Here is a 24,392-nt window from a genome sequence, read left to right as displayed (position 1 = left end):
TTTACCTACAGGAACTTAACCTGAAAACCAAGACCGATACGCTCTTGAGAACGGTTATAATCGATTAATGAATCTCCATAGCCATTAAAGTATTGAATGAGAAGATCGTAACGATCTGACATAGGATAGGTCACGTCTAATTGAATGCTGCCTCGATTATCATTGAAATCTAAGTTGTTTCTCCACAGCGCAAGCATTTTAAATGCGCCAATTTTACGGCCATAACCAAATTCGAATCGCCCGTAAAAATCTTGTATATCTGGATTGTCGTCGCCGCTTGGATCTAAAGGATCTTCTTTTTCATCTTCCGGCACGCGGTACCAGGTCTTTAAGTAATAAATATCATCGTTGTCGCTAAACACAATTGAGGCAAAAATGCGATTCCAGCTTCTTGAGCGAAGTCCACTTTGCCCATTAGACATATGGTTGAAGCCTACTTGAAAAGTATTAAACTTATAGCCTAGAACTGAGTAGTCGCCGGTTTTCTGCCAAAAAACTTCAGGCTCGTAGTTGGTTTCTCTAAAGGGTTTCGATACTTCACTGTTATATAACTGCCAAAATGACGTAAGCGTAAATCCAAAATACACGCCATCAAAACCAGTATCTTCCATGTAAAGTGGCAGCTTCATACTTAACTGAAATTTTGCTTCTTTGCTGTCAACGTTTTCTTCCGTAAGATCTTGATTACCCGCCGAATTAGGGTTTTTTATATGAGTAAAAGGGAGAAGGTAATTTTGGCGATGCTGAGTAATAGCAAATACATTATCTAACGCCTCTTTGTCGCCTTCTAAGCGACTATCGAGGGCACTTTCAGTTGTGGTGTCTCGTTTAATAATATCGATAACCTCGATGCCTTCTTCTATAGCGGAAGACAAATCGTTATCTTGCGACGATTCTTCAGACTTGGGGGATTCTGTAGATTGAGAGGTTTGAGGGCTTTCTGAGTTTTGAGATTCTTGAGCGACAGAAGTAGTGATAACACCGAGTGACAAAACGACTGATGCTATAAATAATAAAGGCTTTAAAGTCACCTTTTATTCTCCGTGGTGATAGTTACGGTTGGTTGAAGTCCAAAACTTGGCCTTCTGCTGATGCAAAGACATGCAGTGGTGATTCTGCAGCTAATACGAAGTCATTACAATGAGAAACCACAAAATCTATATCATCGTCTGTTCTTTCGGGGTCATGACTGTATAGCGCGAGTCGCTTAACGTTACTTGCCATAGCAAGTTTAACAGCTTCTTCTGCCACAGAGTGTCCCCATCCGTTCTTTGCGGGCATATCTGACCCCATGTACTGAGCGTCATGGATTAATAGATCTGCGTTACTGGCAAAGGTAGCGAACGTTTGAAAATCAGTTTCTTTCTTGTAGGGAGGGTAAAGCTCGTTGTCAGTGATGTACGCCACTTTATAGCCATCTGCCTCGATACAATAAGCGCTTCCTTTACCCGGGTGGTTCATAGGAACCCGCTTAATGGTTGCACTTCCAATAGAAAAGACATCTTGCTGAGCATCAAGATGCTGTATTGTTATATTTGCATGAAGGGCAGTTCTAGGCACAGGAAACAAAGAGCCTTCCATTTGCCTAAGGATCTGATCAGGCTCATCCAAATTGGTCTGTCCTGGAAAAATATTGATCTCTCGGTCTTTTTGATAAATAGGCGTAAAGAAGGGAAACCCTTGAATGTGGTCCCAGTGATTATGGCTAAGTAAAATATTAATGGGTGTTGTTTTTTGAATGAGATAGGGGCTGAGCAAGCGGATGCCTGTACCCGAGTCGAGGACGATATCCGTGCCGTCCTCAAGCTCTATATGTACACAGGCTGTATTTCCGCCGTAGCGGACAAAGTCCGCTCCGGGTGTGGGTATCGACCCTCTTACACCGTAAAATGTTAACCGCATATACCCACCCCGTTCTTCATTGTTCGGGCAACGTCAGATGTTAGAGCGCGGCTACGAAATCCTTAGCGGCACTGAGATCTAATAACTGCTTATCGCCAGTTCGTCTATTTTTATATTCAACTTGTTGATTATCCAAGTTTCTTTCGCCAATAACAATACTATGAGGTATGCCAATTAATTCCATGTCATTAAACATAACACCTGGACGTTCCTTTCTATCATCAAAAAGTACGTCTATTCCCAAGCCTGATAGCTCTTCATAAAGCTTTTCGGCTGTTTCTTTAATGCGATGTGATTTATGCATGTTCATGGGAATGATAGCCACTTTGAAAGGAGCGATAGCATCTGGCCACTTTATGCCAAATTTATCGTGGTTTTGCTCTATCGCGGCAGCAACAATTCGAGATACACCGATACCGTAACATCCCATTGTTAACGTTTGATGCTTACCTGTTTCGCTTAAAACACCGCAATTCATGGCTTCAGAGTACTTCCTGCCAAGTTGAAAAATATGACCAACTTCAATGCCGCGCTTTATTTCAAGGGTACCTTCACCGTCAGGAGATATATCGCCAGCGACTACGTTACGAATATCAACCGCGTTTATCTCTTCAGGCCAATTTGAATTTATAGCTAATTTGTTTTGCTCACCGGCACCGCAAGTAAAGTCGGCGAGTGCTGCAGCACTTGAATCAACGTAAGTAGGAATGTTCAGGCTGGTTGCATCTGCAAATAAAGGAGAAACACCTAATACTTGTGCCGCTTTTTCAGCAGAGGCTTGAACAAGCGGTGTAGCAACGCTATCAATTTTTTCGGCTTTAATATCGTTTAATGTGTGGTCTGCTCGAAGTACAAGGGCAACCCACTTCTCATCGCTATTTAGAGCAGCGTCAGCGTTGTCTTCACTAGTTTCAGCCCCTTTAACCACAAACACGTTTACCGCATTGCTAGTTGCAATATCAATACTGCCAAGAGCCTCTTCTAAAGTGTGACCAGATACAGGCTTGGTTTCACGTGCAGCGCCAGAGGCAGATGCTTTCTCAGGGGCTGTAGCCGGTGCCATTTCAATATTAGCGGCGTAATTGCTCTTATTAGAAAACGCAATGGCGTCTTCCCCTGACTCTGCTAATACATGGAACTCATGAGAATGATTGCCACCAATTGAACCAGAATCGGCGATAACAGCACGAAAATCTAAACCCAATCGAGAGAATATATTGCTGTAGGCGTCATACATTTTCTGATAGGTGGCTTCTAAACAAGAATCCTCTAAGTGAAAGCTGTACGCATCTTTCATCGTAAATTCGCGGCTACGCATAATGCCGAAGCGAGGACGAACTTCATCGCGAAACTTAGTTTGTATTTGGTACAGGTTAAGCGGTAGCTGCTTATAACTGCTAACTTCGTTGCGAACGAGGGCGGTAATAACTTCTTCGTGAGTGGGGCCTAACACGAAATCGCGCTGGTGGCGGTCTTTTACACGCAACAATTCAGGTCCATATTCTTCCCAACGACCAGATTCTTCCCACAAATCTGCCGGCTGTACAACAGGCATCAGTATTTCGATAGCGCCGGCTTTGTTCATCTCTTCGCGAACAATATTAGCGACCTTATTGAGAACGCGAAGGCCTGAAGGAAGCCAGTTGTATAACCCCGACGCTAGCTTTCTAATCATTCCAGCACGTAACATTAGCTGGTGGCTGATAACCTCTGCATCAGCAGGTGTTTCTTTTTGCGTGGCGAGCAAATATTGACTAGTGCGCATGTAAACCAGTATTCCTGTAAATTAAAAATGTGATCTTATCTATTCTAATTAAGTGAGAGCCATTAGGCTATACACTCGTTGCTTTATGTTGAAATAATCTATGTTGAGTGAAGAAATCTTTTGAAAAAACTGTTGAGAAACGTCTACGGTTTAGACCTATTCGGCGTTGGAGGAATTTTCTAGTTACAGCTGCACAATTAAATAAAAAGACATATTCACAGGTACTTTCTCGAAAATTTTCATAGCGCAACAATTTGCGTAACCACAACAATGCCTTCTTTTACAATAAAACTAATATCGAAGTTGTATAGCGAGACTTTGTAGGTTTTGTCGTCGTTATCTAGAGGTTGTTTGTAGGCTGGGCGTGGGTCTTGCGCCAATACTTCACATACTAATTGTGTAAAGTCACGGTGGCGGCGACTTATCTCTGTAAGTTGAGGCTTTACATTATTCTCAAAAATCACCTCTCGTTGAGGTATAGGTCGAAGTTGGTTAAGGCTATCGGTAGCGGAATCTACACTGTCTGCATAATGAAGATAAGGTTTTATATCAACCAGGGGAGTACCATTAACAAGGTCTACTCCCTCAACCATGAGCCTTTTTTTCCCATTTATGGGATGCAGGCCCTTATTTTTTACAACAGACATGCCTATAGCATTGGGTCTGTGGGTACTGCGGCTGGCAAAAACGCCCATGGTTGAGTTGCCGCCTAAACGAGGCGCTTTAACCGTGCTTTTCCAGCCTCTGTCTATTGTTTGATGAAAGATAAAAAGTAACCAGAGGTGACTATAGCTATCGATGCCTTTCAGCATATTCGCATCATCAAAGGTGTCCTCAAAGGTAATAATTCCTTTCGCTACACTTAAGTTGGGCTGTCGCGGTATTCCAAACTTTTGGTTAAACGGCGTGGAAATAGTGGCGATTTTTTGAATCGTAAACGTGTTTTCTGCCGTCATTTTTCGCAGTCTTTTACTGTGTTATCTGCTTTTATTTTTGACAGCGCTTCAAGAAAGTATGGGCATCCAAGCTCTTTTGCTTTTGCGATATTGTGGGTATAAATTTTTTCTGCGTCACTTTCGTTTTTCATAAAACGAGAAATGTCACGCTCTCTAATGATATGCAAAATAGGGTAGGGTGAGCGGTTAGTGAAATTTTCAGGCGCGTCCGTATCGCTGCCTTCAAACATATAATGAGGGTGAAAACTGGCAAGCTGATATTTACTCGAAAAACCCCAGTCGTTTAGCATGGCTTCAGCAATAGCGAGCACATCTAAATACTCATCAAAATCAGCAAAAACACTATTAGACAGAACCATTAATGTGGTCGCAACATTGTTGTCTTTTTCCAGCCGAGATAACTCATCGTAAAGCGCCTCTAATACATCTCCTGTATTGCCTGCTATTGCGCTGCAATGAATCTGGTTAGGAGTTCTCACATAAGAAGCAAACGGGCAAAAGTTGTGGCGAATCACAATGTCATCTACCCATTTCATTGTTGCCTCAATGAAATGGGGATTTTGTTCTGCTTGGGCGTTGAGTGAAGGCAAGTTCATAACCGATTAGTTGCCATTTTTTACGAATGATACTTAACGTAAGCTTCTAACGTGTTTTCGATAAGACTTGCTACTGTCATAGGGCCGACGCCCCCCGGAACCGGCGTTATCCAACCCGCACGCTCTTTCGCTTTATCAAATTCGACATCGCCGACTAACGAACCATCACTTACTCGATTAATACCCACATCGATAACAATGGCACCAGGCTTAATCCAGTCACCTGGGATAAAGTTAGGTTTACCTACCGCAACAACAAGAAGGTCTGCACGTTGAACATGGCTCTTTAAATCTTGAGTAAACTTATGACACGTTGTTACCGTACAGCCCGCTAATAATAGTTCTAGGCTCATTGGGCGACCAACAATATTCGATGCGCCAACAATAACGGCGTCTAAACCTTTTACCGGGCGTTTAGTCGACTCAATCATCGTCATAATGCCCTTTGGCGTACAAGGGCGAAGCGCTGGAATACGTTGAGCTAAACGACCGATATTGTATGGGTGAAACCCGTCCACGTCTTTATGAGGGTGAATACGCTCTAGTACTCGTTCGGCGTTAAGTCCTGCAGGAAGCGGAAGCTGAACTAAAATACCGTCTATCTCTTTATCATCGTTAAGTTCATCTACCAATTTAAGCAGCGTTTCTTCCGACGTATCTGAGGGGAGATCAAAAGAGCGAGACACGAAACCGACTTCTTCACACGCTTTACGCTTATTCGAAACATATACTTGTGAAGCCGCATCGCTACCTACCAATACCACCGCAAGACCCGGCTGGCGTTTTTTAGCTTGTGTTAAGGAGGTGACGTAAGAAGCTACATGTTGGCGAACTTGTTTGGCAATTAATTTGCCGTCAATAAGGTGAGCGGTCATATTTTCAGTCATAAAGTCATTAATGATTGACCTTTATTGTTTCACAAAACGGGTAACTGAAACCAGAGGAAAGTGTTCTGAGTGAGATGTTTTTCTACATTGAAATACGTTGGAGAACAAAATTTCAGTTGATATAAGTGCGTTTTGAGCTTTGTTGTACAAATTTTTTGGCTAAACTTAGAGGAAAGATTAATTCACCTTAGTTTTTGTGAATAATTTAGTTTTCGGCTAACAGTCTAAATTTGGACAATTAAACGAGAAAATATCTTTCGCTCTGGCTAAAAAGCACTCTTTTTGTTCAAAAAAACACAATAATGCGCGCTTTGTGAGCGGTTGTTTTTTTTATTTAAAAAAGTGTTTGACGAGGTGGGGGCAAGTCAGTAATATTCGCACCCCGTAACGGCACAGAGGCAAAACGCTTCGAAAGCAGTTACACAGTCGGTGAGTGGCGCAGCTTGGTAGCGCACTTGTTTTGGGTACAAGGGGTCGCAGGTTCAAATCCTGTCTCACCGACCATTTTCTTGCAATAACCTTTGTAAGAAAACTTGCAATAAGATTCGTCGAGCGCCCGTAGCTCAGCTGGATAGAGCAACGGCCTTCTAAGCCGTGGGTCGCAGGTTCGAATCCTGCCGGGCGCGCCATGCGGGTCAGGTAGGTCCTGACTAAATTGGCAGAATCTTTACGTTTACATGTTTATCAATTCGCATGTAAACTAGCAAACACCTCAGTGGTGGGCGTAGCTCAGTTGGTAGAGCCCCGGATTGTGATTCCGGTTGTCGTGGGTTCAAGTCCCATCGTCCACCCCACTTTTTCGCGGGAGTGGTGGAATTGGTAGACACGCTGGATTTAGGTTCCAGTGCTTCACGGCGTGAGAGTTCAAGTCTCTCCTTCCGCACCATAGTTTCAAGCTTCTTTCAAAAGCTCTTTCAGCATTTACAGTCGGTGAGTGGCGCAGCTTGGTAGCGCACTTGTTTTGGGTACAAGGGGTCGCAGGTTCAAATCCTGTCTCACCGACCACTGCTTTTTCCCTATATTTTCAAATTTCAGCATATTCGCTAGTCTGGCAGACGAGCCAAAACTTTCTGTTTTGATGCAATAATTCCACTACCTGTGGGTTATCTAAACAGATCGGCGCTACAAACTTGTGTTTCCCTCTCGACTCTCATCGTGTGCGGCTGTATACTACCGCGTCTTTTTTTAACCAATGCGTTTATTTCAAATTGTGTGTTTTTATATATGAATTCTGTTTCTACACTTGAATTCTCACCACTTTGAAACCATAAACGAATTTTAACGACCTCTTCCCCGAGTGATGTGCCTAAAAGCATGGCGGGTGAGGGGATTGAGAACAAAACGCCTTAAAAGGCGTATAGTTGAGGTAATATAATGCAAGTTTCAGTCGAGACGACCCAGGGTTTAGAACGCCGTCTTACTATCACCGTTCCAGCTGACGCGGTTGATTCAGCAGTTAAATCACGCCTACAACAGTTGGCGAAAACACAGCGCATCAACGGCTTCCGCCCAGGAAAAGTGCCAGTAAGCGTAATCAAAAAACGTTTCGGCCAAGCAGTTCGTCAAGAAGTATCTGGCGATGTTATGCAGCAAAACTTCTACCAAGCAGTAATTCAAGAGAAGATTCAACCTGCTGGTATGCCGAAGTTCGATTTGACCACAGACGAAGATGGCAAGGACCTTGAGTTCACGGCGTCTTTCGAAGTTTATCCTGAAGTGGAAGTTAAAGGTTTAGGTGATATTGAGATTGAAAAGCCAGTAGTTGAGATTACTGACGAAGATCTTGATAACATGATGGAAACGCTTCAAAAGCAGCACGCTACTTGGAAAGAAGTTAAGCGCAAAGCGAAGAAAGACGATAAAGTTGTTATCGACTTTGTTGGCACCATTGACGGCGAAGAGTTTGAAGGCGGAAAAGCTGAAGACTTCGCACTAGAATTAGGTCAAGGCCGAATGATTCCTGGCTTTGAAAAGCCACTTGTTGGTGCTAAAGCAGGTGAAGAAGTAACTATTGAAGTGACTTTCCCTGAAGACTACCACGCTGAAAACCTTAAAGGTAAAGACGCGGTATTCCAAGCAACAGTGAAGAAAGTTGAAGGTCAATCTCTTCCTAAAGTAGACGAAGAGTTTGCAACACTGTTTGGTGTAGAGGAAGGCGGTGTTGACGCACTTAAAGCTGAAGTGCGCAAGAATATGCAGCGCGAACTAGACCAAACCTTGAAAGCCAAAGTGAAAGAGGACGTTATTTCTAAGCTTGTTGAAGCCAACGAAATTGAAGTTCCTCAAGCACTTATCGACCAAGAGGTTGATATACTTCGCGAACAGGCAAAACAGCGTTTTAGTCAGCAAGGCGGTGGTCAGAATTTACCAGACCTGCCTGCAGAATTGTTTACTGACAACGCAAAGCGTCGTGTATCTATTGGTCTTTTACTTGGTGAAGTTATTAAGCAAAACGAGCTTAAAGCAGACGAAGAACGCGTTAAAGAGATGATCGAAACTGCGGCTTCAGCGTACGAAGATCCAAGTGAAGTTGTAGAGTACTACAACAACAACCAAGAGCTAATGCAGCAAATGCAAAACGTTGCGCTTGAAGAGCAAGCTATCGAGTGGGTTCTTGAGCAAGCGAATGTTACTGAAGTAACAAAAGCTTTTGACGAGGTAATGAACAAACAGGCGTAATTTTTTACTGTCTGATTGACATTACTTGTCAGCAACTGCTTAAATGCTCGGAGCCTTCCGAGCATTTTTGTTTTTAACGCTAGATAATAAAGGTAGTTATGACTAACACTCCGTTTGACCCTATGAATGCACTTGTTCCAATGGTAGTAGAGCAGACCTCTAAAGGTGAACGCTCTTACGACATTTATTCTCGCCTATTAAAAGAAAACGTTATTTTCTTAGTGGGGCAAGTTGAAGATCACATGGCCAACCTCATCGTTGCGCAAATGTTGTTCTTAGAAGCGGAAAATCCAGAAAAAGACATTTTCCTTTATATCAACTCGCCAGGCGGATCGGTGTCAGCCGGTATGGCAATCTACGATACAATGAATTTTATCAAACCTGACGTAAGCACTGTATGTATGGGGCAAGCGGCAAGTATGGGCGCGTTCCTGCTATCTGCAGGTGCTAAAGGGAAGCGTTATTGCCTACCAAATTCTCGCGTTATGATTCACCAACCACTTGGCGGCTTCCAGGGCCAAGCGTCAGATTTTGAAATACATGCGAAAGAAATACTCTACATTAAAGAGAAATTGAATCGCCTAATGGCTGAGCACACCGGCCAAGACTACGAGAAAGTAGCTAAAGATACGGATCGCGATAACTTCTTAAATGCGTCCGATGCGAAAGAATATGGACTTGTTGACCAAGTTTTAGCAAACCGTTCTGACGTTGCTGCAACAAAGTAGTATAGTTATAGTAAATCTGAGCCAACATTATGTGTGATTTGGTCTAAGGCTCAGGCAAGGCAGAGGCAAAAGTAATGAGTGATAAGCAAAGCGGTGACGGCGATAACAAGCTACTGTACTGCTCATTTTGTGGCAAAAGCCAGCATGAAGTGAGAAAGCTGATAGCAGGGCCGTCCGTATTCATTTGCGACGAGTGTGTTGAGTTATGTAACGATATCATTCGCGAAGAAATAAAGGAAATTGCGCCTAAGCAAAAGCAGGATGCTTTACCTAAACCAGCAGAAATTCACGAGCATTTAAATGATTATGTCATAGGGCAAGATCACGCTAAAAAAGTGCTCTCTGTTGCGGTTTACAACCACTACAAGCGTTTGCGCAACGGCGACGTTCACGACGGTGTAGAGCTTGGTAAAAGTAACATTCTTCTTATAGGGCCTACAGGGAGTGGTAAAACGCTTCTAGCAGAAACGCTTGCTAGGCTATTGGATGTGCCGTTTACCATGGCCGATGCCACAACGTTAACTGAGGCGGGCTACGTAGGTGAAGATGTTGAAAACATTATTCAGAAGCTCCTTCAGAAATGTGATTACGACGTAGAGAAAGCGCAGCGTGGTATTGTCTATATTGATGAAATCGATAAAATTTCACGCAAGTCAGACAACCCGTCTATAACTCGTGATGTGTCGGGCGAGGGTGTACAACAGGCCTTGCTTAAACTTATTGAAGGCACAGTAGCGTCTGTTCCTCCTCAAGGTGGCCGCAAGCATCCTCAGCAAGAGTTCTTGCAGGTTGATACGTCGAAGATCCTGTTTATTTGTGGCGGTGCATTTGCTGGGCTTGATAAAGTTATCGAGCAACGTGCTCAGAAGGACACCGGCATTGGTTTTGGCGCAACGGTCAAATCTAAAGAAAACGGTAAGCAAATTAGTGAGTTGTTTAAGCAAGTTGAGCCAGAAGATTTGGTTAAATATGGCCTTATTCCAGAGTTTATTGGTCGTCTACCGGTTGTAACCAGCTTAGAAGAGCTTAACGAAGAAGCGCTTATACAGATTCTTCGCGAGCCAAAAAATGCGATTACTAAGCAGTACGGTGCGCTATTCTCTATGGAAGATGTTGAGCTTGAATTCCGTGAAGATGCGCTTAATGCGATTGCAAAAAAAGCAATGGAGCGCAAAACTGGAGCTCGTGGTCTTCGCTCAATCGTTGAGGCAGTGTTGCTAGAGACAATGTACGACCTACCTTCTACGGAAGATGTGAGTAAGGTGGTAATTGACGAAACCGTTATTCGCGGCGAGTCTAAGCCTATTTTGATTTACGACAGTAATGAGAAAAAAGCGGCGTCTGAATAATTGCTTTAACACGCAAATATTGTCGCAAACAGAATCAATCAACCTAGAGAGTGTTTTACTGGTTTGATTATTTAAAAAGGTCCTTCGGGGCCTTTTTTGCTTTTAAAGCGTATGTGTTGCTATAGATGTGCGGCATCGTGAATAAGTCTTTGACGCAAACAAATCCTATTTTTGGTCGTTATTTAAGCGAATGCGCCCTAAAAAACTATCCTTTATTCTAGATTTACTATCAAACGGTTGCCATCAGCGCAAAAATCGATAATGGTTGTCAGGTGAACATCTAAAAATTGCGATTTAAAGTGCTTCGATATCAATAATATTTGTATCGGTTTCGTATAGTTCACGTAGTAAGAATGTCCCGAAAAGAGACATTTGAGAGTAGGGTGTAGGGAATTAACGCACTTTAATAAGTTTTGATTGAACTTTGCCCTTACATCCCCATATAAAACGACATCGGAAAACTAATTGAGAACAAGTATGACAGTTGAGCGTGAAAATCGCATTGAAATTCCTGTGCTTGCCCTGCGGGACGTGGTCGTATACCCGCATATGGTCATACCCCTTTTTGTAGGGCGTGAAAAATCTATCCGTTGCCTAGAAGCGGCAATGGAGAACGACAAACAAATTTTCTTAGTAGCACAAAAAGACGCTGGCGTAGATGAGCCCGAGTCTGATGATATTTATACCGTTGGTACGATAGCAACCATACTGCAGCTATTGAAATTGCCTGATGGCACAGTAAAAGTGCTGGTTGAGGGAAGCGTACGCGGCCAAATCGAAAGCTATAAGCAATCAGAGCCGTACTTTGTTGCCAATGTAGATCAGCTTGATGATGAGAGCATTGAAGAAAGTGAGCAAGAAGTACTTATTCGCTCTGCTGTGTCTCAGTTTGAAGGTTATGTAAAGCTTAACAAAAAAATTCCACCAGAGGTTCTTACTTCGCTAACTGGGATTGAAGACGCTGCTAGGCTAGCTGACACCATGGCTGCGCATATGCCGCTCAAGCTTGCTGAAAAGCAAAAGGTCTTAGAGATGCAGGGCGTTAACGAGCGCCTTGAATACTTAATGGCGTTGATGGAAGGCGAAATCGATCTGCTGCAGGTAGAGAAGAAAATTCGCACACGCGTTAAAAAGCAAATGGAAAAGAGCCAGCGTGAGTACTATTTGAATGAGCAAATGAAAGCCATTCAAAAGGAACTTGGCGAGCTTGACGATGCTCCAGACGAATTTGAGACGCTAGCTAAAAAGATTGCCGACGCGAAGATGCCAAAAGAGGCGGAAGACAAGGCCAAGGCTGAGCTTCAAAAATTGAAGATGATGTCTCCAATGTCTGCTGAGGCTACTGTGCTGCGTAGCTATATCGAGTGGCTTACCAATGTGCCGTGGAATAAACGCTCGCCTGTGAAGAAAGACTTAGCGAGAGCGGAAAGTGTTCTTAATGAAGATCACTACGGGTTGGAAAAAGTTAAAGAGCGCATTCTTGAGTATCTCGCCGTTCAGCAGCGCGTGAAAAAACTGAAAGGGCCTATTTTGTGCCTTGTTGGTCCTCCTGGTGTAGGTAAAACCTCCCTTGGGCAATCTGTTGCGAAAGCGACTGGCAGAAAGTATGTTCGCATGGCCTTAGGTGGCGTGAGAGACGAAGCTGAAATTCGCGGTCACCGCCGCACTTACATAGGTTCGTTACCTGGTAAACTAGTGCAAAAAATGGCAAAAGTCGGGGTGAAAAACCCATTATTCTTGCTAGATGAAATTGATAAGATTTCGTCGGATATGCGCGGTGACCCCGCCTCAGCGCTTTTAGAAGTACTCGACCCAGAGCAGAACAACAGCTTTAGCGATCATTATTTAGAAGTAGACTACGACCTTTCAGACGTTATGTTCGTGGCAACATCAAACAGTATGAATATTCCCGGTCCATTATTAGATCGTATGGAAGTTATTCGTCTGTCTGGTTATACCGAAGATGAGAAGCTTAACATTGCGAAAAACCACCTTATAGGTAAGCAAATGGAGCGCAATGGCTTAAAGGCGAAAGAACTAGAAATTACCGATTCGGCAGTGATTGGTATGATTCGTTATTACACTCGGGAAGCCGGGGTTCGTAGCCTTGAAAGAGAAGTTTCTAAAGTCTGTCGTAAGGCGGTTAAAGATATCCTACTCAAGAAGAGCAAAGGCAAGGTATCGGTTACTCAAGATAACTTAAAAGATTATCTTGGCGTACAGCGCTTCGACTATGGCAAAGCGGATAAAGACAACCAAATTGGTCAGGTTACCGGTTTGGCGTGGACGCAAGTAGGTGGTGACTTACTGACAATCGAGACAACATCGGTACCTGGTAAAGGTAAAATGACCTCCACCGGTTCCCTTGGCGATGTTATGCAGGAGTCTATCAAAGCGGCTATGACAGTTGTGAGGAGTCGTGCTGATAAACTGCGCATTAACAGCGACTTTTACGAAAAACGCGATATTCATGTGCATGTTCCAGAAGGGGCAACGCCAAAAGATGGACCAAGTGCCGGTATTGCCATGTGCACCGCGTTAGTGTCTTCTCTTACAGGTAACCCTGTGAAGTGTGATGTAGCCATGACTGGTGAGATTACATTGCGTGGCGAAGTATTGGCCATAGGCGGTCTAAAAGAGAAGCTTTTAGCGGCTCACCGAGGTGGTATAAAAACCGTCGTTATTCCAAAAGATAACGAGCGCGATCTAGAAGAAATTCCAGATAACGTGAAAAAAGATTTGTCTATTCACCCAGTACAGTGGATTGATGATGTGTTAGATATTGCACTTCAGGAGCCGGTAGAAAGCTTTGAAGTGGTGAATAAATAGCAAAACTAGTTGGCTGCAATGCTTGATTTTAAAGGGGTGCAGCCGATTATTTTCAATTTTTGATTAAAAAATGTACGTAAAATTAAAGAATTGCTGATTTTTTCCAAATTAGGGCTTTCAAGACTGAAAAGTTGTGTTACCTTAAAATGGTTATCGCTTGAAGCCTTGCCACAAAAGGGATTGCAGCGGTTAATTTTAAAAGTTAATTAATTGTGACAGATGCTTGATGTTAACAATCAAGCTTGTTATAACGTCCAATCATAATTTTGGACAAACAGTATAATAACAATCGAAGGGGATCATAATAGTGAACAAGTCTCAACTTATCGACCAAATCGCTGCTGGTGCAGATATTTCTAAAGCAGCTGCTGGGCGCGCGCTTGACGCATTCACTGACTCAGTAACAGCCGCGCTTAAAGACGGCGACCAAGTAGCACTAGTAGGCTTTGGTACTTTCTCAGTTCGCGAACGTTCAGCTCGCAGTGGCCGTAACCCACAAACTGGTGAGACTATTCAGATTTCAGCTGCGAAAGTTCCATCTTTCAAAGCCGGTAAAGCTCTGAAAGACGCTTGTAACTAAGTTAAAAAATATAGAAAAAGGCGATGGCTGGTCCATCGCCTTTTTTATTTGTCAGTAACATAATCAATAACCCCGCCGCGAATAGGTTTGCTTTCCGGTAAACGTGATAAAACTGTCTTCGGAACACACAGATTAGTTGTTTTAGGTCGTTTATCTTCATCGGCATTAGGTTATAATCATCGCTTATTTACCATCGGTTAATCTTTCTCATAACTAGCTTAAAGAGTTAATCGGGTATCAGTAGTAAGCAACGGAGTTGAAGAATAATCATGCTAGAAAGAATCAGAGAAGGTTCTCAAGGCCCATGGGCGATGGCAATCATTGCGCTAATCGTTTTGAGTTTCGTATTTGCGGGTGTGGGTAGCTACCTTACATCACCAGGCACCTCAGCGGTGGCCACAGTAAATGGCGAAGAAATATCGGCCCAAGAGCTAGACCGTGCCTATCAAAACCAGCGGGCACAAATGGAGTCGCAGTTTGGCGAGAGTGTCGCTCAGCTTTTCTCAAGTGAAGAGTACTTGGCTAACTTCCGCCGTAACGCTTTAGATCGTCTAATTGCTGAGAAGCTTATACAGCAGCAGGCGACGGAACTGGGCCTACGTGTTAGTGACGAGCAAATTAGAGAAACGATTGTTCAAATGCCTGAATTTCAGTTTGGTGGTCAATTTGATAATGAACGCTTTCAAACTATTCTCCGTCAAAATGGGTTTAGCCCCACGGACTTTCGCAATTATCTTCGTATTCAAATGACGCAAAATCAGTTAGCCGCGGCGTTAACAACGTCTGCGTTCTCTCTGGACAGCGAAGTAGAGCTAGCAAATACATTACAACGTCAAACTCGTGATGCAAAATATGCAGTTGTAAGTGCTGATGCTTTTGCTGATAGCGTAGAAGTGAGCGAAGAAGACATCGATGCCTTCTACAACAACAATATTGCCTCTTTTGATACAGAAGAGAAAGTAAAGTTAGCTTACGTGAAGTTGAGCGTAGAAGACCTTAAGAGCAGAGTATCTGTTGATGAAGATGCAGTGCGCACTTACTATGAGAATAACTTAGCGAGCTACGGAAAAGAAGAAGAACGTCGTGTATCACATATCCTAATTGAGTCAGGTGATGATGTTGATGCCGCAAGAGCAGAGATTGAAGCGCTGAAAGCACAGCTCGATAACGGTGCTGATTTTGCCACTTTGGCGTCAGAAAACTCAGATGATACTTTTTCTGCAGAAAACGGTGGTGATCTTGATTTTATAACGCCTGAAATGATGGATGCAGCGTTTGATGAAGCCGCTTTTTCATTAGAAAGCGTAGGTGATATCTCTGATATTGTTGAGACCGATTTTGGTTTTCACATTATTAAGCTAACCGACATCAATGAAGCTCAAACAAAGTCTTTCGAAGAAGTTGCTGATGACATCCGAGATTCATTGCTTTACGACCAAGCAATGGAAAAGTATTTCGAGCTTCAAAACACATTAGCTGAGATTGCGTTTGAGGTGCCAGATACGTTAGAAGATGCAGCCAATGCTGTAAACCTTCCTGTTCAGGAAACCACTATGTTTAGCCGCACTTCTGCGCCAGAGAGTGTTAACTCGCCGGCAGTATTAGAGGTTGTTTTCTCTCCAGAGCTAATAGATGAACGTGTAAATAGTGACATCATTGAAATAGATGATGAAAATATTGTTGCCGTTCGTGTAATCGAACACGAGCCTCAACGCACACAGTCTCTTGATGAGGTTAAAGAAAGTATTGAAGCTTCTGTAAAAGCAACAAAAGCGCAAGAAGCAGCGGAGGCATGGGCAAGAGACGTAGCGAGTAAGGTTCGTGCGGGTGATGATGTATCATCGTTATTTTCTGAAAAGTCGGTATCTTGGGAAACCGCACAAGCTGTAGCCAGAAATAGTAATAACTTGGCACCTGCTGTTGTAGAGACATTGTTTACGCTAGCGCCAGAGGGTGATGGTAATATCGATGTTGCAACAACAGTAAATGGCGATGTAGCTGTGGTTCAGCTTGAAGGCGTTAACGATGCACCAGTTTTAGAAGCTGAACTAGGCAATAGCTTAAAAGAGCGTTTAGGCCAAATGAATGGACAGCGTATGTACGAGCAGTATATAGAAGCGCTTCGCTCACAGGCTGAAGTTACTGTCGCTGAAAGCATATAAGCGCGCTGTTCTATTCTGCGCAAAGCGTAATAGTAAAAAGAGCGCCATAGTAAAAAGAGCTTCATAGTACAAAGCGCATCGAATAGAAACAAGAGGGCACCGAAAGGTGCCTTTTTTATTGGACGTTTAAAAAGGGAGCAGTTTTACTTTTTTTGTTTGCTAATACTTCTTGAGGTGTTCCTTGTGCCACAACGTCACCACCTTCTACTCCTGCACCCGGGCCAATATCTATAATGTAGTCGCTAGCAAACGCTACCTGCATATTATGCTCTACCATAACTACGCTGCTGCCTTCATCGACCAAGGTATTCAAATGTGCCATTAACAAGCTTATGTCAGCTGGATGCAGTCCTGTGGTAGGCTCATCAAGGACATAAAGCGTGTTCTTCTTTTCAACCCGTTTTAATTCGGTTGCTAATTTTATTCTCTGGGCTTCGCCACCAGATAGCTCGGTTGCAGGTTGACCTAACCGTAAATAACCTAGCCCAACTTGCTGCAATGCCTCTAGTGCCCGACAAATAGGTGCTTCGTCGGCAAATATCTCGTGCGCCTCTGCCACACTCAGTGATAAAACATCGGCAATGGAAAGGCCATTCCATGTTACTGATAACGTATCTTCGTCGTATCGTTTTGTATGACAAACTGGGCAGGGGGAGTAAACGCTTGGCATAAACAGAAGCTCTACTGAGACAAAGCCAACACCTTCACAATTCTCGCATCTACCCTTAGTGGTGTTAAATGAAAAGCGGCCAGCGTTATAGCCCAACTGTTTTGCAGAAGCGGTAGCGGCGAATAGTTTTCTCACGTGGTCGAAAAGACCTGTGTATGTTGCCAAGTTAGAGCGAGGCGTTCTGCCGATAGGAGCTTGGTTTACTACGACCAGACGTTTTACCTGCTCCAAGCCACCTGCTATGTGTCCACTAGCAGGCTCGTCTTTGTCACTGTTTAAAAGTGCTGTTTCATCAACGTCTAAATGCGAGTTTTTATCTAAACTCCGATCGGTGCTCTTACCTTTGCCAGCGCTTTCAAGCGCCTGTTTAATTAATTCAACTAGGGCGTGACTGACTAAACTCGATTTACCCGAGCCAGACAACCCAGTTACTGTTGTTATCGTGCCAAGGGGGAACTTGCAGTCCAAACCTTTTAAGTTATTTTTGTAGATATTCTTTAACGAAAGCCAGCCCGTAGGTTTGCGATTGAAGCGGGGAAGGCTGAGGGCGTTATTAAATAAGAATTGCGATGTTTCTGACTCAGTTGCGTTTTTTAACTTTTCTGCTGGGCCGTTAAATACGACTTGGCCTCCACCGTCTCCAGCTTTAGGGCCCACATCTACCACCCAATCTGCATGCTTTATTACACGTACGTTATGCTCTACCAGAAATACAGTATTACCGGCACTAACAAGTTCATCAAAAGCCGTTAAAAGCGCATCAATGTCGTTTGGATGTAGGCCCGAAGACGGCTCATCCATAATGTACACAACGCCGAAAAGTTTAGATTTAATTTGTGTGGCTAAACGCAAACGCTGAAGTTCACCGGCAGACACTGTAGTTGTGCTTCGTTCTAAAGAGAGATAGCCAAGGCCAAGAGCAATAATTGGAGCAAGTCGCGCGAGAATATCGTTAGCGATATTATTCAACACCTTCGCTTTTTCGTTTTGTTGGTTTGCAACGTTTTCGAGCAAGTCAGATAGTCGTGAAGCAACATCACTTAGGGAAAGACGTGAAAACTCAATAATATCTTTGCCACAAAGCGTTACAGAGAGCGACGACTGTTTAAGCTTCTTACCATTGCATCGAGAACAGGTAGCTACGTTCAAATACTCGGCAACACGCTGCTTTATTTTTTCTTTCTGCGAATATTTGAATGTTTCAAGCACATAGCTTTTTGCGCTGACAAACTTTCCCTTATAGCTAGCGGGTTCGTTGTCTTTTAGCGCACGACGAGTTTGCGCCAAGTTATAATTTCCATAAACAGGAACTTGAGGTGACTCGTCGGTAAATAAGATCCACTGACGCGTGTCTGCAGACAGTTCATTCCATGGAATGTCTACATCAATATCCAGTGATAGTAGTACTCTCACCAAATTTTTACCCTGCCATGCACCTGGCCAAGCCGCTATCGCTCCTTCACGAATAGAGAGGTGTGGGTCTGGTACCAGTTTATCTTCGGTAACATCAAAAACTTTGCCTATGCCTTGGCATTTATCGCAAGCGCCTTCGACGGTATTAGGTGAAAACGCATCTGCATAGATGATGTTCTGTCCCTCTGGATATTCACCGGCGCGGGAATATAGCATGCGAAGGCTGTTCGATATGGTAGTGATACTACCTACTGAAGAACGCACTGAAGGAGACCCCCTATGCTGATGAAGTCCAACTGCTGGTGGTAAACCCTCAATACTGTCTACCTCAGGCTTTTCAATCTGATCTATTAGTCGTCGAGCATAGGGTGATACTGAGTCTAGGTAACGATGCTGCGCTTCGGCAAATAGAGTCCCAAATGCGAGAGAAGATTTACCAGACCCAGATATCCCTGTAAAAGCGACAATACAGTTTCTTGGGATATCAACGTCGAGAGATTTTAAATTGTGAACGCGCGCTCCGCGCACTTGCACATTGTCATTTACCGAGCTAGTCATAGCGTGAAAGTGTTCCATCCTTGATTTGCAGTAAAATAAAAAGCCTAGCTATTTGGGCTAGGCTTTCAGGTAAATCAGTTTTTACTCAAAAAGCTATGAGCGGTAATGCTCATTTTGCAAGTCGAAACGATCTAAGTTCATTACTTTATACCAGGCTTTAACAAATGCATTCACAAACTTTTCATGCCCAGTAGATGCTCCGTAAACATCGCAAACCGCTCTTAATTGCAGGTTTGAACCGAACACTAAGTCACAGCGAGTAGCCGACCATTTCTTTTTACCTGTAGCCACGTCTTTACCATTGAACACCTGGTTCTTGTCGTCTACAGGAGCCCATTTGGTGTTGATGTCGAGTAGGTTGACGAAAAAGTCATTGCTCAATACACCTGGCGTTTGCGTAAATACGCCGTGCTGAGAGCCGTCGAAATTGGTATCAAGCACCCTAAGACCGCCAACTAGTGCTGTCAACTCTGGCGCAGTCAGGTCTAATAAATGAGCTCTATCGATTAACATACGCTCGCTATCTACCGTACGATCTTCTAACGAACTGCCTGGTTTTATATAATTTCTGAAACCGTCTGCGTGGGGTTCAAGAAACGATATGTTGTGCTCATCGGTTTGTTCTGGCGTTGCATCCATTCTACCGGCGTCGAAAGGCACAATGATTTCGATACCAGCTTCTTCTGCTGCTTTTTCTATCGCAGTGCCACCAGCTAATACTACCAGGTCGGCCAAGGAGACTCGCTTACTTGTTTGCGCATCGTTGAAGGTTTTTTGAATGTCCTCAAGGGTGTGCAGAACACTCTTTAATTGCTTTGGATTATTGACTTCCCAATTAATCATAGGGTCAAGGCGAACTCTTGCACCATTTGCGCCGCCCCTAAGGTCTGTTTTTCTAAACGTAGAGGCCGATGCCCATGCCGCGCTAACAAGAGCAGATATGCTTTGATCGCTGGCCAGAATGCTCGCCTTTAATGCGGCAATATCGTCTTCGTCGATAAGCTCGTGATCGCACTTGGGAATGGGATCTTGCCAGATAAGAGTCTCATCAGGGACATCAGGGCCTAGTAGTCTGTTTTTAGGCCCCATGTCTCTATGAATCAGTTTATACCAGGCTTTCGCAAACGCGTCGTCTAACAATGCTGGCTCAGCTAAAAACTTTTCACATATTTCTTTGTAGGCTGGATCTTTTATCAGGGCTATATCTGTTGTCATCATCATAGGAGGATGGCGAAGTCCTTCCACATGTGCATCTGGAATGAGATCTGCTGCCTCTCCATTTTTAGGGCGCCAAGCCTTACCACCGGCGGGGCTTTCCGTTTGTTCCCATTCAAACTTAAACAAGTTTTTCAGGTACTCATGATCCCAGCGTGTGGGGTTTGATGTCCACGCACCCTCTATACCATTCGTTGTGGTGTATTGGGCATTACCCGTGCCGTTGCTGTTTAACCAACCAAGTCCTTGGCTTTCAATGGGAGCAGCGCTTGGCTCTGGCCCAAGGTGAGATTTGTCAGAGCCACCGTGACTCTTTCCAAATGCGTGCCCACCCGCGATTAAAGCAACGGTTTCTTCATCGTTCATTCCCATTCTGCCAAAGGTGATACGTATTTCTTGGGCTGAAGATACAGGGTCCATATTCCCAAACGGGCCCTCGGGATGAACGTAAATCAATGATTGACGTGATGCTGCAAGCGGATTTTCAAGATCGTAGTCTTCGGTACCGGGCTCGCCTGTCCAGCGTTTGTCTTGAGTGGCCATTTCAGTCTCTGGCCCCCAATAAGTCGCATCGTCAGCTTCCCAGCAGTCAATTCTGCCGCCACCAAAACCAAAGGTTTTAAAGCCCATTTGCTCAAGAGCGAGATTTCCAGTGAGCATGATCAAATCTGCCCACGATATATTGTCGCCGTATTTCAGTTTGATGGGTTGGAGTAAACGGATAGATTTATCAATATTGCCGTTATCTTCCCATGAATAAAGTGGAGCAAAACGCTGAAGGCCTTGTGCAGAGCCACCTCTGCCGTCAAATACACGGTAAGAGCCTGCAGAGTGCCACGCCATGCGGATCATTTGCGGTCCGTAGTTGCCGTAGTCTGCGGGCCAAAAATCTTGAGAGCTAGTTAACAGTTCTAAGATATCTTTTTTTACAGCGTCTAGGTCAAGAGATGCAAAGGCGGCAGGGTAATCAAAATCTTCTCCCAGCGGGTTTGCAGCGGGAGATTGGCTATGCAGCAGCTCAATGGGCAGTTGACCTGGCCACCAATTAGCATTCATAGGTGGAGTGCCTATTGCACCACCAATACGTTTACTTTCTATCGTTTCGTAACCGCCGGCGATGGGGCACTTCATTTTATCAGACATGCAGATTTTCCTTTTATGTTTAGCTCCTTGGGCAATGCCTTAATTGCTTATTGATACCGAGTATTCGTAACAGAGTACATATTAAAGCAAGGGCGGCAATTCAATCTGAAAGCGTAAAAGTAGTCTGCTTAATAGCATCCCGAAATAAAACGTCGAGAACCAAGCTTAGCGCTTTATTATTTCAATATTCTCATATACTCGAATAAACCGTTTGTAGAGCCGTATAGTTATTGAACGGCGTCATAAGACGCCTCTTTACACATTGGTACGCCTACCTGTAGGTAAAGTTCATAACGCAACGCTAGGAGCAAATGCATATGCAGTTAAACAGCGCTTGCAAACAAAGCGCTTGCCATGCTCTGAGGCTGTCTTATGCATTGGAAGGATTGAAGTGAAACTTTAAAGCAAGTATTGAAGCTGACACTGAACCGCTTATTGATGTCGTTGACGACGCCGGAAAATATCAGCGATTAAAAACAGCCACATTGCAGCGAAACTGAAACGCCATGCAGTAAAAACGATTGAGGAGGGAGAGTGGCTGCTTCTAATGTGTTAAGAACATCATAAGGGTATAAAACAGCGCTATAACTCCAGACAAAACCAAAATATAGAGAAAGCCCTGTTTGCCTTGTTCCAGAGTGTATTTATTTGCTTGTAAATAACCAAACCATAGTAGTGATAAGATTAATGGAACGAGTACAATTATTTTTATCATGAAAAACCTTTATCTTTCTTACGGCCGTTTACTGGGATGCACGCATTAGACAAATGACGGGTCTAAACGAAACTTCGTCTCTTATACCATATATGGACCCTCTCCGATTGCAAGACACCGTGTTGACTTATTAACGTGATTCATTGCTGCCATATATTCGGCTTTTTCATGAAGTCATTTCTTATTCATGTGACCCTCTTCTTCTTGATAGTGATTTGAATAACTCTATCTTGGCTCATTTGAAGCCTTTATGGGAGGAGAGGGTCCATACCATTAATCTATTGCATTAAATGCCAACATCACAACGTTACAGCCGCATTCATAAATAAGTTTTCATGTTGCCAAACAAAAAGGGCGGTAGGCTTGCCTAGGCCGTTTCCTTTAACTCTTCATGTTCTAAGTATCTTTTTCGTTTTTTGTCTTTTATTTCCATGGTGTCCACTACCACTAACCCATCTATACAGTCGTTAAAGTCTGGGTCTACGTTAAAGCCGAGAAACGCAACACCGCCAGTACGGGCTATTTCTGAATACTGTTTATACAGTGTTGGCACATTCACCCCCATATTGGCCAGTAAATGTTTTAGTTGGGTGAACTCCACTTTGTAATTGTCACCCTTGAACACATGTGGAGTGTCCTTTCCTACCTGAAAGGGGCGCTTACAGCTAGCATTTCCGAACTTTGGAGGGAAGTACGTGGAGTAAAATTGCACTAGCAAATTTTTTGCTGGCTCAGGATAGGCGTTACTTAGTGAAACTGCACCAAACAAATACCTATATTTTGGGTAGCGACTTAGAAATACACCAATGCCGTACCAGAGATAATCTAAGCTACGCTTACCCCAATAGCGAGGTTGAACAAAGCTTCTTCCCAGCTCTAAACCTTGTTGAAAAAGTGCGTCATTGTTATCGCCGTAATCAAACAGTGTTGCAGAGTAAAGCCCGGTTTCATGGTTAGTTTTAGAGAGTATTTCAGCGTCGCCGAAGCGATATGCACCAACAATTTCCAAATCGTCCGCATCCCACAGCACAAGGTGATAATAGTGTGAGTCATACTGATCGATATCCCGTCGTTTGTTAGTTCCTTCTCCAACGGCTCTAAATGCTATCTCGCGTAGTCGACCTATTTCTCTCATCACGGGAGAGCAGTGTTTATGCTGGTATAAATAAATCGATTTCCCATCAGAGGTTTGACCTAAATGCTCACAGTTTCGAATGGCCTGAGAAAGGACTTTTCTATCTTCGGGCATAGCAATAGGCGCCTGCGTTTCAAAAACACCACTCTTATTACTGCCAATTCGGTAAAGGTGTCGCTTAAACAGTTTTACTTTTTCTTTGATGTTTATTGATGGTCGCTGATAAGACTCAAACGGAATGAGTTCACCGATACGTATTGGCAGGTGTTTGCGTCGCTGCTTGAACATTTCTTTAACCAGCAAAGCAGTGGCGAGGGGTTTATAAATCATCGAAACGCCATAAAATAGTGGGCTGTTTTTGGCGTCGATAAAAACTGGAAGAATAGGGGATTTTACTTGGCGCGCGATGCGCAAAAACCCTGAGTTCCAATGGGTATCACGCACACCCTGAGGACGAAGACGAGATACCTCGCCTGCAGGAAAAATTAATACGGCGCCCTCTTCAGCAAGATGTGAATGTATTGCCGATAAATGTTGCTTGGGCGTGCCGCCTTCCATGTTATTAACCGGTAAAAGCATGTCGTGTAGCGGCGAAATAGCCATAAGCATTTCGTTCGCAACTACTTTTAAATCGTGGCGAACTTCACTTACCAACTTTATTAGTGCTAGGGCATCGAGAGAGCCAATAGGGTGGTTTGCAATAATAACCACTCGCCCTTCATGGGGAATACGCTCTTTTTCAATATCTCTGGTAGAGTAACTAATATTGAAATAGGCTAAAACTTGTTCAACAAAATCGATGTCATGGTAGTGCGGATAGGTTTTTCCAAACTCTTGAATGTCTTTTTCGTGCAGCAGATGGCTAAGGGCAAAAGACAGTGACTTAAACAATAATGGCTTGTTCGCAACTTGAGGGTAATGTTTGGTTAAAACGTCGTTGACAGTAAACATAGTTTCTCTCGTGTTTTTGCAAACGATAACAGTGCAATGTGACGTTTTTGACATACTTTTTTGTCAGTTATTTTACAAAAGCAAACGCACAGATTGTAATAACGAAGAACATTGATATGTGTATTTCTCGTTTACGTGCTCACCTTGAATCTTCTACCT

Annotated in this window: 15 protein-coding genes and 5 tRNA genes; 11 read left to right on the top strand and 9 right to left on the bottom strand. The window is 43.6% G+C overall.

All coding sequences use genetic code 11. The features are described 5' to 3' along the window. Positions 1-5: 5 nt before the first annotated feature. From BM528_RS12785 to folD, 6 genes are all read right to left on the bottom strand, one after another. Entirely contained in the window at positions 6-1,031 is a 1,026-nt protein-coding gene (locus BM528_RS12785) for a phospholipase A (protein ID WP_071980140.1), read from the bottom strand. A 22-nt stretch (positions 1,032-1,053) separates the two neighbouring features. Further along, entirely contained in the window at positions 1,054-1,902 is an 849-nt protein-coding gene (locus BM528_RS12780; protein WP_071980139.1) for an MBL fold metallo-hydrolase, read from the bottom strand. A gap of 40 nt (positions 1,903-1,942) precedes the next feature. Further along, the gene (locus tag BM528_RS12775; protein WP_071980138.1) at positions 1,943-3,667 is read right to left on the bottom strand and encodes a proline--tRNA ligase; all 1,725 of its coding nucleotides are present in this window, start codon (positions 3,665-3,667) and stop codon (positions 1,943-1,945) included. Between the two features lie 239 nt (positions 3,668-3,906). Continuing rightward, positions 3,907-4,623 carry a tRNA (N6-threonylcarbamoyladenosine(37)-N6)-methyltransferase TrmO gene (gene tsaA / locus BM528_RS12770; RefSeq protein WP_071980137.1) on the bottom strand — a complete coding sequence of 239 codons (717 nt, stop codon included), beginning with the start codon at positions 4,621-4,623 and terminating at the stop codon, positions 3,907-3,909. Continuing rightward, entirely contained in the window at positions 4,620-5,219 is a 600-nt protein-coding gene (locus BM528_RS12765) for a DUF1415 domain-containing protein (RefSeq protein ID WP_071980136.1), read from the bottom strand. Before BM528_RS12765 ends, tsaA begins: the two co-directional genes overlap by 4 nt. Positions 5,220-5,239: 20 nt before the next feature. Further along, positions 5,240-6,094 (bottom strand): bifunctional methylenetetrahydrofolate dehydrogenase/methenyltetrahydrofolate cyclohydrolase FolD, encoded by an 855-nt coding sequence (gene folD, locus BM528_RS12760; RefSeq protein ID WP_071981308.1) that lies wholly within the window; start codon positions 6,092-6,094, stop codon positions 5,240-5,242. Between the two features lie 439 nt (positions 6,095-6,533). On the opposite strand from folD, the gene BM528_RS12755 reads away from it, so the two are divergent. The 11 genes from BM528_RS12755 (at position 6,534) to BM528_RS12700 (ending at position 16,433) form a co-directional block, all read left to right on the top strand. After that, positions 6,534-6,610: transfer RNA gene (locus BM528_RS12755), tRNA-Pro, on the top strand. A gap of 48 nt (positions 6,611-6,658) precedes the next feature. Continuing rightward, positions 6,659-6,735, top strand: a tRNA-Arg gene (locus BM528_RS12750). An 89-nt stretch (positions 6,736-6,824) separates the two neighbouring features. Then, positions 6,825-6,900: transfer RNA gene (locus BM528_RS12745), tRNA-His, on the top strand. Positions 6,901-6,907: 7 nt separating this feature from the next. After that, positions 6,908-6,992: transfer RNA gene (locus tag BM528_RS12740), tRNA-Leu, on the top strand. Between the two features lie 42 nt (positions 6,993-7,034). Then, positions 7,035-7,111, top strand: a tRNA-Pro gene (locus BM528_RS12735). 369 nt (positions 7,112-7,480) lie between these two features. Beyond that, on the top strand, positions 7,481-8,785 hold the full coding sequence (gene tig / locus BM528_RS12725) for a trigger factor (protein ID WP_071980134.1): 1,305 nt from the start codon (positions 7,481-7,483) through the stop codon (positions 8,783-8,785). Between the two features lie 98 nt (positions 8,786-8,883). Next, the gene (clpP, locus tag BM528_RS12720) at positions 8,884-9,513 is read left to right on the top strand and encodes an ATP-dependent Clp endopeptidase proteolytic subunit ClpP (RefSeq protein WP_071980133.1); all 630 of its coding nucleotides are present in this window, start codon (positions 8,884-8,886) and stop codon (positions 9,511-9,513) included. A 74-nt stretch (positions 9,514-9,587) separates the two neighbouring features. Continuing rightward, on the top strand, positions 9,588-10,862 hold the full coding sequence (clpX, locus tag BM528_RS12715; RefSeq protein ID WP_071980132.1) for an ATP-dependent protease ATP-binding subunit ClpX: 1,275 nt from the start codon (positions 9,588-9,590) through the stop codon (positions 10,860-10,862). Between the two features lie 477 nt (positions 10,863-11,339). Next, positions 11,340-13,691, top strand: coding sequence for an endopeptidase La (lon, locus tag BM528_RS12710; protein WP_071980131.1), 2,352 nt, complete (start codon positions 11,340-11,342; stop codon positions 13,689-13,691). A gap of 307 nt (positions 13,692-13,998) precedes the next feature. Further along, positions 13,999-14,271, top strand: a complete 273-nt coding sequence (gene hupB / locus BM528_RS12705; protein WP_012518978.1) for a nucleoid-associated protein HU-beta — start codon at positions 13,999-14,001, stop codon at positions 14,269-14,271. Between the two features lie 269 nt (positions 14,272-14,540). Continuing rightward, complete coding sequence (locus tag BM528_RS12700) at positions 14,541-16,433, top strand: SurA N-terminal domain-containing protein (RefSeq protein ID WP_071980130.1); 1,893 nt, start codon at positions 14,541-14,543, stop codon at positions 16,431-16,433. Between the two features lie 115 nt (positions 16,434-16,548). Here BM528_RS12700 and BM528_RS12695 read toward each other — a convergent pair whose 3' ends face one another. The 3 genes from BM528_RS12695 to BM528_RS12685 form a co-directional block, all read right to left on the bottom strand. Continuing rightward, positions 16,549-19,074 (bottom strand): excinuclease ABC subunit UvrA, encoded by a 2,526-nt coding sequence (locus BM528_RS12695; protein WP_071980129.1) that lies wholly within the window; start codon positions 19,072-19,074, stop codon positions 16,549-16,551. 93 nt (positions 19,075-19,167) lie between these two features. Beyond that, the gene (gene katG, locus BM528_RS12690) at positions 19,168-21,345 is read right to left on the bottom strand and encodes a catalase/peroxidase HPI (RefSeq protein ID WP_442855914.1); all 2,178 of its coding nucleotides are present in this window, start codon (positions 21,343-21,345) and stop codon (positions 19,168-19,170) included. A 1,169-nt stretch (positions 21,346-22,514) separates the two neighbouring features. Beyond that, positions 22,515-24,233, bottom strand: coding sequence for a GNAT family N-acyltransferase (locus BM528_RS12685; RefSeq protein WP_071980127.1), 1,719 nt, complete (start codon positions 24,231-24,233; stop codon positions 22,515-22,517). Positions 24,234-24,392 lie beyond the last annotated feature (159 nt).

Origin of the sequence: Alteromonas sp. RW2A1 (assembly GCF_001886475.1) — a bacterium.
GTDB classification, from domain to species: domain Bacteria; phylum Pseudomonadota; class Gammaproteobacteria; order Enterobacterales; family Alteromonadaceae; genus Alteromonas; species Alteromonas hispanica.
Note: the sequence above shows the minus strand (reverse complement) of the source record. Positions and strands in the feature narration are given on the sequence as shown.

Bases quoted from the DNA above. Each gene is read 5' to 3' on its own strand.
- BM528_RS12780 (WP_071980139.1), bottom strand. From the start codon at position 1,902: ATGCGGTTAACATTTTACGGTGTAAGAGGGTCGATACCCACACCCGGA.
- BM528_RS12775 (WP_071980138.1), bottom strand. From the start codon at position 3,667: ATGCGCACTAGTCAATATTTGCTCGCCACGCAAAAAGAAACACCTGCT.
- tsaA (WP_071980137.1), bottom strand. From the start codon at position 4,623: ATGACGGCAGAAAACACGTTTACGATTCAAAAAATCGCCACTATTTCC.
- BM528_RS12765 (WP_071980136.1), bottom strand. From the start codon at position 5,219: ATGAACTTGCCTTCACTCAACGCCCAAGCAGAACAAAATCCCCATTTC.
- folD (WP_071981308.1), bottom strand. From the start codon at position 6,094: ATGACCGCTCACCTTATTGACGGCAAATTAATTGCCAAACAAGTTCGC.
- tig (WP_071980134.1), top strand. From the start codon at position 7,481: ATGCAAGTTTCAGTCGAGACGACCCAGGGTTTAGAACGCCGTCTTACT.
- clpP (WP_071980133.1), top strand. From the start codon at position 8,884: ATGACTAACACTCCGTTTGACCCTATGAATGCACTTGTTCCAATGGTA.
- clpX (WP_071980132.1), top strand. From the start codon at position 9,588: ATGAGTGATAAGCAAAGCGGTGACGGCGATAACAAGCTACTGTACTGC.
- lon (WP_071980131.1), top strand. From the start codon at position 11,340: ATGACAGTTGAGCGTGAAAATCGCATTGAAATTCCTGTGCTTGCCCTG.
- BM528_RS12700 (WP_071980130.1), top strand. From the start codon at position 14,541: ATGCTAGAAAGAATCAGAGAAGGTTCTCAAGGCCCATGGGCGATGGCA.
- BM528_RS12695 (WP_071980129.1), bottom strand. From the start codon at position 19,074: ATGACTAGCTCGGTAAATGACAATGTGCAAGTGCGCGGAGCGCGCGTT.
- katG (WP_442855914.1), bottom strand. From the start codon at position 21,345: ATGAATGCTAATTGGTGGCCAGGTCAACTGCCCATTGAGCTGCTGCAT.
- BM528_RS12685 (WP_071980127.1), bottom strand. From the start codon at position 24,233: ATGTTTACTGTCAACGACGTTTTAACCAAACATTACCCTCAAGTTGCG.